Below are 11,417 nucleotides of genomic sequence, written 5' to 3' on the forward strand. Positions count from 1 at the left end.
GGCCGTGTGTCGTAATAAGTGATCGGCATCCTGCACCTGAATATATTCATGTCCCTGATTAGTAGCGAGAAGCTGACCGGAAAAAAGCGCGCTGGCCAGCAATAACACCGTTAACCCTTTCTTAAACATCATGCACCCTCTGGTACGTTAGCTGCGGAATTGACGATAATTTCGCCAGGTGACTATTCAATATTTTAATCGGGTTAATGACAATCTCTGTTTTGTCATTTCGATGTTTTTTACATTTTTGTTTAGATAACGTTGGGATTTGTCACAACCGGGCAGTGCAGCGCTGCCCGGTTGTTATCAGGGAGAGAATCAGGATTTAAATCCGGCGGCCGTCATCAGGAGACGAAAGAACATACCAACGGCGGCCAGGGCCAGCACGCTGCCGCCCCAGAGGATCACTAGCCACATCAGGCGTTTCCAGATTGTTTGTTGCATCAATGATACCCCTCACCATGTTGAACTTTGCCGCGGAAAACGTAGTAGCTCCAGAAGGTGTACACCAGGATTATCGGGATAATCAGCAGCGCGCCAACCAACATAAAGCCCTGACTCTGCGCCGGAGCTGCCGCCTGCCACAGCGTAATGGACGGTGGAATGATGTGGGGCCAGATACTGATCCCCAGCCCGCTGAACCCGAGAAAAATCAGCCCCAGCGTCAATACAAAAGGCAGCGTATGGCTGTTTTGCTGACCCAGCGAGCGCCACAGCCAGAGGCTAATCAGCGCAACCAGGAGCGGAACCGGCATCAGGAACCACAGATTGGGCAGGCTAAACCAACGCTCGGCAATGGCGCTGTGCGCCAGCGGCGTCCACAGGCTGATAATGGCAATGACAACCAGCATCGCCAGCAGCAGTTTTCTTGCCACGCAGCGCATTTTATCCTGCAACGGATTTTCGCTTTTCATCACCAGCCATGTTGCCCCCAACAGGGCGTAGGCTACAACCAGGCCCACGCCGCAGAACAGGGTAAAGGGGGTCAGCCAGTCGAAAGGACCGCCGCTGTAGCTGCGTCCGGTGACGGAAAACCCGTTGAGTACGGCACCGACCACAATACCCTGAGTGAATGTCGCGAGGATTGAACCGCCGAGAAAAGCTTTGTCCCAGAATGGTCGATGCGCCGGCGTGGCTTTGAAGCGAAACTCAAACGCGACGCCGCGAAATATCAGGCCGATGAGCATCAGGGTCAATGGGATCGTCAGCGCATCGACAATCACCGCATAGGCCAGGGGAAAAGCGCCGAATAATCCGGCGCCACCCAACACCAGCCAGGTTTCATTACCGTCCCATACCGGGGCGACGCTGTTGACCATCACATCGCGGTCATCCGCATCCGAAATCGCAGGGAATAAAATACCGATCCCGAGATCAAAACCGTCCATCACGATATACATCAGCGTGGCGAACACGATAATTACAAACCAGATAACTGATAAATCGATACCCATTAGCGGTGTGCCTCCGGTTGAGAATCGAGAACGACAGCAGAAAGCGGCCGCGCCGGCGTGCCTGTTGGTGGAATGGTCGGCTCATCTTCCTGTGGTCCTTTACGGATCAGGCGGATCATGTAGCTGTAACCCACGCCAAACACCGAGCTATACACCACAAAGAAAGACAGTAGGCTGATGCTCATATGTAAATCACCATGTGCGGAAACCGCATCCGCCGTACGTTGCAAACCGTAAACCACCCACGGCTGACGGCCAACTTCGGTGGTCACCCAGCCAGCAAGGATGGCAATCAGACCGGAGGGCCCCATCCACAATGCAAAACGCAGGAAAGGACGTGAGGTGTATAGCCGCTCCTTATAACGCAGCCACAGGGCAAACGCGCCCAGCAGGATCATCAGCATGCCTAACCCTGCCATAATGCGAAACGACCAGAACACGATGGTGGAATTGGGCCTGTCTTCCTTCGGAAATTCTTTTAACGCCGGGACCTGTTTATCCAGACTATGAGTCAGGATCAGGCTGCCCAGCGCCGGGATTTCCAGCCCATAGCGGGTGCGCTCCTGCTCCATATCCGGCCAGCCGAACAACAGCAGCGGGGTCGGTTCACCGGGCGGATTTTCCCAGTGTCCTTCAATCGCCGCAATTTTTGCAGGCTGGTGCTTCAGCGTATTCAACCCGTGCATATCGCCAATTAAGGCCTGCAGCGGAGCGACGATTAACGTCATCCACAGCGCCATTGAAAACATAGCGCGAATTGCTGGCGTGCTATTACCGCGCAATAAATGCCATGCGGCTGATGCCGCGACAAACAGCGCGCTGCTCAGGAAGGCGGCAACGGACATATGCAGCAAACGATAAGGGAATGACGGATTGAAAATCACGGCGAACCAGTCGACGGGAACAACTTGCCCGTTAACAATTTCATAGCCCTGTGGCGTTTGCATCCAGCTGTTGGAGGCGAGGATCCAGAAGGTAGAAATAATAGTACCCAGCGCAACCATACAGGTCGCGAAGAAGTGAAGTCCTGGGCCAACCCGATTCCAGCCAAACAGCATTACCCCAAGGAAGCCCGCTTCGAGGAAGAAGGCGGTTAATACTTCATAGGTCAGCAGCGGCCCGGTGATGCTACCGGCGAACTCGGAAAAACCACTCCAGTTCGTGCCGAACTGATAAGCCATCACCAGCCCGGAAACCACGCCCATACCAAAGTTTACGGCGAATATTTTCGACCAGAAATGGTATAGCGAGCGCCAGGTCGGATTTTTCGTTTTTAACCATAACCCTTCGAGCACCGCCAGATAACTGGCGAGGCCAATGGTAATCGCCGGAAAGATGATGTGAAAGGATACCGTAAACGCGAACTGGATCCTCGCCAGGTGAAACGCGTCAAGACCGAACATGCTTAGCTCCGCAGGCAAAATTGATTTGGCGCAATTCTAAGGCTGCGAAGCACTGGAAGGCAGAAACAGAACAGTTCTTTTTAACCATAACAGTTGTCGTGCTGTTATAGGTTAGCCTGGCTGATATGAAATCTGGAACCTGGATTCCTGTTATTGAATCGCGTTCTCCCCACGCGAGTGATTTTACGCTATCACTAGCGAGGCAATGAAAAGGTAATCATAAATGTTTACTTTGTGCGTATAATAGACGACAGGGAGGCGCAGTGAAGCAAAGTGAGTTCAGACGCTGGCTTGAATCTCAGGGAGTGGCTATTACAAACGGCTCAAATCATCTGAAGTTGAGGTATCAGGGAAGGCGTAGCGTTATGCCCAGGCATCGTGGTGATGAAATAAAAGAAGCCTTGCGAAAATCGATCCTGAAGCAGCTTGGTTTACAGTCATCATCAATATGAGGTTAATTATATGAGAGGTTTTGAAAAAATCATGCGTTATCCCGTTAATCTAATCCCCGCCGTGGAAGGTGGATTCGTGGTTTCTTTCCCGGATATTCCTGAAGCATTAACCCAGGGCGAAACCCGTCATGGGGCTTTGCAGGCTGCGCAGTCTGCATTGGTGACCGCTTTTGAATTCTATTTCGACGATAACGAACCGATTCCTTTACCTTCGGCGGTTGGCGCTGAAGGTGACTATGTGGAAATCCCCCTGAGCATTGCGTCGAAGGTTCTTTTGTTAAATGCCTTTCTTGAATCAAAAATCACCCAGCAGGAGCTGGCAAACAGGATCGGCAGGCCTAAGCAGGAAATTACCCGTTTGTTCGATTTAAAACACGCGACAAAAATTGATGCTGTGCAAATAGCTGCACGCGCCTTAGGCAAGGAGCTGTCAGTAACAATGTTGTAAAACTGTTAACTATAACAGTTATAAAAAATGCCCTGATTATGTAAACTGATATATACAGTGTGTGTCACCGACACCGATTATCAGGACGAAAAATGAAAAAATACCAGCGACTGGCTGAGCAAATTCGCGAGCAAATCGCGTCTGGCGTATGGCAGCCCGGCGATCGCTTGCCATCCTTGCGCGAGCAGGTGGTCAGCAGCGGCATGAGTTTTATGACCGTCGGACATGCATATCAGTTGCTGGAAAGTCAGGGCCGGATTATCGCCCGGCCGCAGTCGGGTTACTATGTTGCCGCGCGCCCTGAACGTGAGCTGGCAGCGCCGCAGGCGCAGGTGATGCGCGATGAAGCGGTGGATATCAACACCTATATTTTTGATATGCTGCAGGCCAGCCGGGATGCGTCAGTGATGCCATTTGCCTCTGCATTCCCCGACCCGCGTCTGTTTCCCCTCCAGCAGTTGAACCGCTCGCTGGCGCAGGTCAGTAAAACCGCGACCGCCATGAGCGTGATAGAAAACCTGCCGCCGGGAAATGATGAGCTGCGCCATGCCATTGCCCGCCGCTATGCTCAACAGGGGATGACCATTTCACCTGATGAAATTGTCATCACTACCGGTGCGCTGGATGCCCTCAACCTGAGCCTGCAGGCGGTTACCGAACCGGGAGACTGGGTGATTGTCGAAAATCCCTGTTTCTATGGGGCGTTGCAGGCCCTGGAGCGATTACGGCTGAAGGCGCTTTCAATTGCCACCGACGTGAAAGAGGGGATCGATCTTACCGCGCTGGAGCAAGCGTTGCAGGAGTATCCGGTAAAAGCCTGCTGGCTGATGACCAACAGCCAAAATCCGTTGGGCTTTACGCTCAGCCCAGAGAAAAAGGCGCACCTGGTCGCATTGCTGGAAAAATATCATGTAATGCTGATAGAAGATGATGTCTACAGCGAGCTGTACTTTGGTCGCGAAAAACCACTGCCTGCCAAAGCCTGGGATCGCGCCGACAGCGTTTTGCATTGTTCATCCTTCTCGAAGTGTCTGGTGCCCGGATTTCGCGTGGGCTGGGTGGCGGCCGGGAAGCATGCGCGGCGTATTCAGCGACTCCAGCTCATGAGCACGTTATCCACCAGTTCCCCCATGCAGCTTGCGCTCGTGGATTATCTGTCAACCCGGCGCTATGACGCGCATCTGCGCCGCTTACGCCGTCAACTGGCGGAACGCAAACAGCAGGCCTGGCAAACGTTGCTGCGTCATCTTCCGGCGGAAGTCAAAATTCACCATAACGACAGCGGCTATTTTCTGTGGCTGGAACTGCCAGAACCGCTTGATGCAGGCGTCCTCAGCACCCAGGCACTGGCGCACCATATCAGCATTGCACCGGGAAAAATGTTTTCGACCTCGGGGAGCTGGACTCGTTTTTTTCGCTTTAATACCGCATGGCACTGGGGAGAGCGTGAGGAACAGGCTGTGAAACAGCTGGGAAAATTAATTCGCGAGATGATGAAATAAAACGTAACGCGCTATTCAATATAAAAGAATAGCGCGTTCTTATTTTCGAAATAGAGAATACCTAACCCCGATGTTATTTATATCGGGTGCTACCATACAAAAAATCAATAGTTCTTACTATTGCCACCGTTGCACCTAACTCCTTGTCTATACTCCAGAAGATTAAAGCTCCCGATCAGCGTCAGTAGCGTAATGAGCGTTAGCTCACAACCTGATTAAATTTCCTTGCGCCAGCAGGAACGCTTACAACACCCCGACTATTTTTAGGAAAGGACATATATTTACGGCAAGGCTGCCGCTCAATATTTTTTAGACAGGAGTAAGACGTTATGAGCAAGCAGTTTGCCCTCAGTAGCCTGTGCGCACTCAGTATGACGCTGATGACTGCACAGGCAGCCGAACCCCCGACATCCTTAGATAAACCGGAAGGCCGTCTGGATATTATTGCCTGGCCGGGCTACATCGAACGTGGACAGACCGATAAACAATATGATTGGGTCTCGCAGTTTGAGAAAGAGACCGGCTGCGCGGTCAATGTTAAAACAGCGGCCACTTCTGATGAAATGGTCAGCCTGATGGCAAAAGGCGGCTACGACCTGGTTACCGCTTCCGGTGATGCCTCATTGCGTCTGATTATGGGAAAACGCGTTCAGCCGATTAATACCGCGCTGATCCCTAACTGGAAAAGCATCGATCCGCGCGTGGTAAAAGGCGAGTGGTTTAACGTTGGCGGAAAAGTTTACGGCACACCGTACCAGTGGGGGCCAAACCTGCTGATGTACAACACCAAAATTTTCCCAACGCCGCCGGATAGCTGGAACGTGGTATTTGTTGAGCAAAAACTTGGGGACGGAAAAAGCAATAAAGGGCGCGTTCAAGCCTACGATGGCCCGATCTATATTGCCGATGCTGCATTATTCGTTAAGGCGACTCAGCCGCAACTGGGCATTACCGATCCCTATCAGCTCACCGAACAACAGTATCAGGCGGTGATCAAAGTCCTGAACGATCAACACGCACTCATCCATCGCTATTGGCACGATACCACCGTACAAATGAGCGACTTCAAAAACGAAGGTGTGGTGGCGTCCAGCGCCTGGCCTTATCAGGCGAACGCCCTGAAAGGAGAAGGTCAGCCTATTGCCACGGTCTTCCCAAAAGAAGGGGTTACCGGATGGGCTGATACCACCATGCTGCACAGCGAAGCCAAACACCCGGTGTGCGCTTACAAATGGATGAACTGGTCATTAACCCCGAAAGTTCAGGGCGACGTCGCAGCCTGGTTTGGTTCTCTGCCAGTCGTGCCTGAAGGTTGTAAAGCCAGCCCGCTGCTGGGTGAAAAGGGCTGTGAAACCAACGGCTATAGCTACTTTGACAAAATTGCCTTCTGGAAAACGCCGATCGCAGAAGGTGGCAAATTCGTTCCTTACAGTCGCTGGACGCAGGATTACATCGCCATTATGGGCGGTCGTTAATTCCGCTGGGGGTTTTATGACGTACGCAGTGGAGTTTCATAACGTCTCGCGTCTGTACGGGGATGTTCGTGCAGTTGATGGGGTGAGTATTGCGATTAACGACGGTGAGTTTTTCTCTATGCTGGGGCCATCCGGCTCCGGCAAGACCACTTGTCTGCGCCTTATTGCAGGGTTTGAGCAACTGTCAGGCGGCGCAATCACCATTTTTGGTAAGCAGGCCAGCGAATTGCCGCCCTGGGAACGGGACGTCAATACGGTATTTCAGGATTATGCGCTATTCCCGCATATGTCGATTCTCGACAATGTCGCCTACGGGCTAATGGTCAAAGGTATTGATAAAAAACAGCGACACGCAAAAGCACGTGAAGCGCTGGATAAGGTTGCGCTCGGTTTTGTTTATGAACGCAAACCATCGCAACTCTCCGGTGGTCAGCGGCAACGCGTGGCGATTGCCCGCGCGCTGGTCAATGAACCGCGCGTCCTGCTGTTGGATGAACCGCTCGGGGCATTGGATCTTAAGCTGCGTGAGCAGATGCAGCTGGAACTGAAAAAGTTACAGCAATCCCTGGGTATCACCTTCATTTTTGTCACCCACGATCAGGGTGAAGCCCTGTCGATGTCAGATCGTGTGGCGGTGTTTAATAATGGTCGCATCGAACAGGTGGATTCTCCGCGTGAACTGTACATGCGTCCGCGCACACCGTTTGTGGCAAGTTTCGTCGGGACGTCAAATGTTTTTGATGAAACGATGTCAGCGAACGTTTGCGGGCTACAGGGTATGTTTTCCCTGCGTCCGGAACACATTCGCTTGAATGATACCAGTGGCGAAGTCCAGGCCCGGGGGGTTATCCAGGCGGTGCAGTACCAGGGCGCGGCGACACGTTTTGAGCTGAAACTTGTTGGCGGTGAAAAATTGCTGGTTAGCCAGGCGAACCTGACGGGAGAAATGCTGCCAACAACGCTGTCGCCGGGTCAACAGGTGATGGCATCGTGGTCACGCGACGTGATGGTACCGCTGGTTGAGGAGAGGTGAATGGCTATGAATGTCTTACATTCGCCTCCACAGTCGACAAGTCTGAACCGGATCTCAGGGTTCTTCTGGCGTAATCCAGGTCTGGGGCTGTTTTTGCTGCTCCTCGGACCGCTGATGTGGTTTGGGATCGTCTACTTCGGCTCATTACTGACGCTGTTATGGCAAGGTTTTTATACCTTCGATGATTTCACCATGTCGGTCACGCCCGACCTGACGCTGGCGAATTTGCAGGCGCTGTTTAATCCCGCCAACTACGACATCATTTTGCGTACCCTGACGATGGCGGTGGCGGTCACCATTGCCAGCGCGATTCTGGCGTTTCCGATGGCGTGGTATATGGCGCGATATACCAGTGGCAAAATGAAAGCCTTTTTTTACATTGCTGTGATGTTGCCGATGTGGGCCAGCTACATTGTTAAAGCCTACGCATGGACGTTACTGTTGGCTAAAGACGGGGTGGCGCAGTGGTTTTTAACCCATCTGGGGCTGGAGCCGCTGCTGCTTTCGTTCCTGACGCTGCCTGCGGTAGGCGGCAATACGTTGTCGACTTCAGGGTTAGGGCGTTTTCTGGTGTTCGTCTACATCTGGCTGCCGTTTATGATCCTGCCGGTACAGGCCGCGCTGGAGAGACTTCCGCCTTCGCTATTACAGGCCTCCGCTGATTTGGGCGCTCGTCCGCATCAGACTTTCCGCTATGTGGTCCTGCCACTGGCGATACCCGGTATCGCGGCAGGGTCGATCTTTACCTTCTCTCTGACGTTGGGCGATTTTATCGTGCCGCAACTGGTGGGGCCGCCAGGCTATTTCATCGGCAATATGGTGTATTCGCAACAAGGGGCGATCGGCAACATGCCGATGGCGGCGGCATTTACTCTGGTGCCGATTGTGTTAATCGCACTGTATCTGGCGTTCGTGAAGCGTCTGGGAGCTTTTGATGCACTCTGAACGCGCGCCCTGGTTACTCAAACTGGCGGCATGGGGCGGGGTTATTTTCCTGCACTTTCCCATCCTCATCATCGCCACCTATGCTTTTAATACTGAGGAGGCTGCTTTTAGTTTTCCACCGCAGGGGTTAACGCTGAAGTGGTTTAGCGTTGCGGCGCAACGTAGCGATATTCTGGAATCGGTGACGTTGTCACTTAAAATCGCTGCGTTGTCGACGGCCATTGCCCTCGTTCTGGGGACGCTGGCCGCTGCCGCACTGTGGCGCAGGGACTTTTTTGGTAAAAGCGCAATATCGCTGTTGCTGCTGTTGCCGATCGCGCTGCCGGGGATTATTACCGGTCTGGCGCTACTGACAGCGTTTAAAACTATCAATCTGGAACCCGGTTTTCTCACCATCGTGGTCGGCCATGCGACGTTTTGCGTGGTGGTGGTGTTTAACAACGTCGTGGCGCGTTTTCGCCGTACCTCATGGAGTCTGGTTGAAGCGTCTATGGATCTTGGCGCCAACGGCTGGCAAACCTTTCGTTATGTCGTGCTGCCAAACCTGGCATCGGCACTGCTGGCGGGAGGGATGCTGGCGTTTGCTTTGTCGTTTGATGAAATCATCGTGACAACGTTCACCGCCGGACATGAAAGAACACTTCCTTTGTGGCTGCTCAATCAACTGGGTCGACCACGAGATGTGCCTGTCACCAACGTTGTGGCATTGCTGGTAATGCTGGTGACAACACTGCCAATTTTAGGGGCCTGGTGGCTAACGCGTGAAGGCGACACTCTCGCCGGAAACGGTAAATAAACGACGATATGGGAAATTGCTATGCAACATCAATTACTGATTAATGGCGAGCTGGTCAACGGTGAAGGTGAAAAGCAGCCAGTCTATAACCCTGCCACTGGAGAACGCATTCTGGAGATTGCCGAGGCGTCAGCCGGGCAGGTTGATGCGGCGGTACGTGCAGCAGACAACGCATTTGCCACCTGGGGACAAACCACACCGAAAGTCCGTTCTGAGCTGCTGCTGAAACTGGCGGATGCTATCGCCGATAACGCGCAAACCTTCGCTGAGCTGGAATCGCTTAACTGTGGTAAGCCGCTGCACTGTGTCCTTAACGATGAAATTCCGGCAATCGTCGACGTTTTCCGCTTCTTCGCCGGGGCAGCTCGTACTCTACAAGGGCAGGCGGCCGGAGAGTATCTGGAAGGGCATACGTCGATGATTCGGCGGGATCCGCTGGGCGTGGTGGCCTCTATCGCGCCGTGGAACTACCCGCTGATGATGGCGGCGTGGAAGCTGGCACCGGCGCTGGCGGCGGGTAACTGTGTGGTGATTAAACCGTCAGAAATTACCCCGCTAACGGCACTTAAACTGGCAGAATTTGCCAAAGATATTTATCCGCCTGGCGTTATCAACGTGTTGTTTGGCCGTGGCAAAACGGTGGGTGACCCGCTGACCGGTCATGAAAAAGTCCGGATGGTTTCCCTGACCGGCTCCATTGCGACCGGTGAACACATTATCCAGCACACCGCGCCTTCGATTAAGCGCACACATATGGAGCTGGGCGGCAAAGCCCCGGTCATCATTTTTGATGATGCCGATCTGGATGCGGTGGTGAGCGGCGTGCGAACCTTTGGCTATTACAACGCCGGGCAAGACTGTACCGCCGCTTGTCGAATCTATGCCCAGAAAGGCATTTATGACGCGTTGGTTGAGAAACTCGGTGCCGCGGTTGCCAGTCTGAAAATCGGTGCACCGAATGACGAATCGACGGAGCTGGGGCCGGTAAGCTCGCAGGCGCACCTCGATCGCGTGACTAAAGCGGTCGATGAAGCCAAAGCACTGGGGCATATCAAAGTCATCACCGGTGGTAAAAAAGTGGACGGCGCAGGCTACTACTTTGCTCCGACGCTGCTGGCCGGGGCGAAACAGGAAGATGCTATCGTGCAGCGGGAAGTTTTCGGTCCGGTGGTCAGCGTCACTGTGTTTGAGGATGAAGATCAGGTACTGGCGTGGGCTAACGATTCGAAATACGGCCTGGCATCCTCCGTCTGGACTCGGGATGTGGGGCGCGCGCATCGATTTAGCGCTCGCCTGCAGTATGGTTGCACCTGGGTCAATACCCACTTCACGCTGGTCAGCGAGATGCCGCACGGCGGACAAAAACAGTCTGGTTATGGCAAGGATATGTCGGTTTACGGGCTGGAAGATTACACGATTGTTCGCCATGTCATGATCAAGCATGAGTAATATCTGAAGCGCGAGCAATAAATGCGGCACGGATAGCTAAATACTGGCAAACGTGTGTCTATATTATTCGCGCCACTGGCCTCGTCGCCATCGGACGGCGGTAAGTTGGAAATATCCGCGAGGTCAGGCTATTAATACCACAAAGCCCCGGCTTAATGTCGTAATGCTTGTCAATTAAGCATTACGGCGAACATGTGATTTCGGCTCAGGGTTCCGTTCACCTCAGTGGTATCACTTTTCTGAAGCTCAGACACCCGTGAACGTGCAAGAGAGGCTTACCGCCGCATCCCTGCGGGCAGACTCGGTCAGCCGTCAACGCCTCATCGATTTTCAGCCGGAACGGGGTCATCGCTGCAGCGCACTGACTTCCAGTTAAATCTGTTTTGCTGTTCAGATATATTCCAATAAAAACGCAGGTGGTCAGGTGTGGGCTGGTCCGGCTGAAAATTGCCGACGTGTT

The 11,417-nt window shown here is 53.1% G+C and carries 12 protein-coding genes; 8 read left to right on the forward strand and 4 right to left on the reverse strand.

Features of this window, described 5'->3' with window-relative positions:
- From FDW87_RS22285 to FDW87_RS10570, 4 genes are all read right to left on the reverse strand, one after another.
- Nucleotides 1-129 (reverse strand): DUF2554 family protein (locus FDW87_RS22285; protein ID WP_252363108.1); only part of this gene is annotated, 129 nt, incomplete at its 3' end.
- A gap of 189 nt (nt 130-318) precedes the next feature.
- A complete protein-coding gene (locus FDW87_RS10560; RefSeq protein WP_003020230.1) occupies nt 319-444 on the reverse strand; it encodes a DUF2474 domain-containing protein in 126 nt (41 codons plus the stop codon).
- Nucleotides 444-1,454, reverse strand: coding sequence for a cytochrome d ubiquinol oxidase subunit II (gene cydB / locus FDW87_RS10565; protein WP_016153157.1), 1,011 nt, complete (start codon nt 1,452-1,454; stop codon nt 444-446). Before cydB ends, FDW87_RS10560 begins: the two co-directional genes overlap by 1 nt.
- Nucleotides 1,454-2,857, reverse strand: coding sequence for a cytochrome ubiquinol oxidase subunit I (locus FDW87_RS10570; protein WP_016153156.1), 1,404 nt, complete (start codon nt 2,855-2,857; stop codon nt 1,454-1,456). Before FDW87_RS10570 ends, cydB begins: the two co-directional genes overlap by 1 nt.
- Nucleotides 2,858-3,120: 263 nt before the next feature.
- On the opposite strand from FDW87_RS10570, the gene FDW87_RS10575 reads away from it, so the two are divergent.
- The 8 genes from FDW87_RS10575 (at nt 3,121) to patD (ending at nt 10,957) form a co-directional block, all read left to right on the forward strand.
- The gene (locus FDW87_RS10575; protein WP_137379723.1) at nt 3,121-3,309 is read left to right on the forward strand and encodes a type II toxin-antitoxin system HicA family toxin; all 189 of its coding nucleotides are present in this window, start codon (nt 3,121-3,123) and stop codon (nt 3,307-3,309) included.
- Between the two features lie 31 nt (nt 3,310-3,340).
- Nucleotides 3,341-3,757, forward strand: a complete 417-nt coding sequence (locus FDW87_RS10580; RefSeq protein ID WP_131341011.1) for a type II toxin-antitoxin system HicB family antitoxin — start codon at nt 3,341-3,343, stop codon at nt 3,755-3,757.
- A gap of 92 nt (nt 3,758-3,849) precedes the next feature.
- Nucleotides 3,850-5,259 carry a PLP-dependent aminotransferase family protein gene (locus FDW87_RS10585; RefSeq protein ID WP_137379724.1) on the forward strand — a complete coding sequence of 470 codons (1,410 nt, stop codon included), beginning with the start codon at nt 3,850-3,852 and terminating at the stop codon, nt 5,257-5,259.
- A gap of 329 nt (nt 5,260-5,588) precedes the next feature.
- Nucleotides 5,589-6,734 carry a putative ABC transporter substrate-binding protein YdcS gene (gene ydcS / locus FDW87_RS10590; protein ID WP_137379725.1) on the forward strand — a complete coding sequence of 382 codons (1,146 nt, stop codon included), beginning with the start codon at nt 5,589-5,591 and terminating at the stop codon, nt 6,732-6,734.
- A gap of 16 nt (nt 6,735-6,750) precedes the next feature.
- On the forward strand, nt 6,751-7,767 hold the full coding sequence (locus FDW87_RS10595) for an ABC transporter ATP-binding protein (protein WP_016156582.1): 1,017 nt from the start codon (nt 6,751-6,753) through the stop codon (nt 7,765-7,767).
- A complete protein-coding gene (locus tag FDW87_RS10600; RefSeq protein ID WP_016153152.1) occupies nt 7,768-8,712 on the forward strand; it encodes an ABC transporter permease in 945 nt (314 codons plus the stop codon). It begins immediately after the preceding gene.
- Nucleotides 8,702-9,508 carry an ABC transporter permease gene (locus FDW87_RS10605; RefSeq protein ID WP_003020204.1) on the forward strand — a complete coding sequence of 269 codons (807 nt, stop codon included), beginning with the start codon at nt 8,702-8,704 and terminating at the stop codon, nt 9,506-9,508. The genes FDW87_RS10600 and FDW87_RS10605 overlap by 11 nt, the downstream gene beginning before the upstream one ends.
- A gap of 21 nt (nt 9,509-9,529) precedes the next feature.
- Nucleotides 9,530-10,957 (forward strand): aminobutyraldehyde dehydrogenase, encoded by a 1,428-nt coding sequence (patD, locus tag FDW87_RS10610; protein ID WP_019076825.1) that lies wholly within the window; start codon nt 9,530-9,532, stop codon nt 10,955-10,957.
- Nucleotides 10,958-11,417 lie beyond the last annotated feature (460 nt).

Origin of the sequence: Citrobacter sp. wls826 (genome assembly GCF_005281245.1) — a bacterium.
GTDB lineage: Bacteria > Pseudomonadota > Gammaproteobacteria > Enterobacterales > Enterobacteriaceae > Citrobacter > Citrobacter braakii.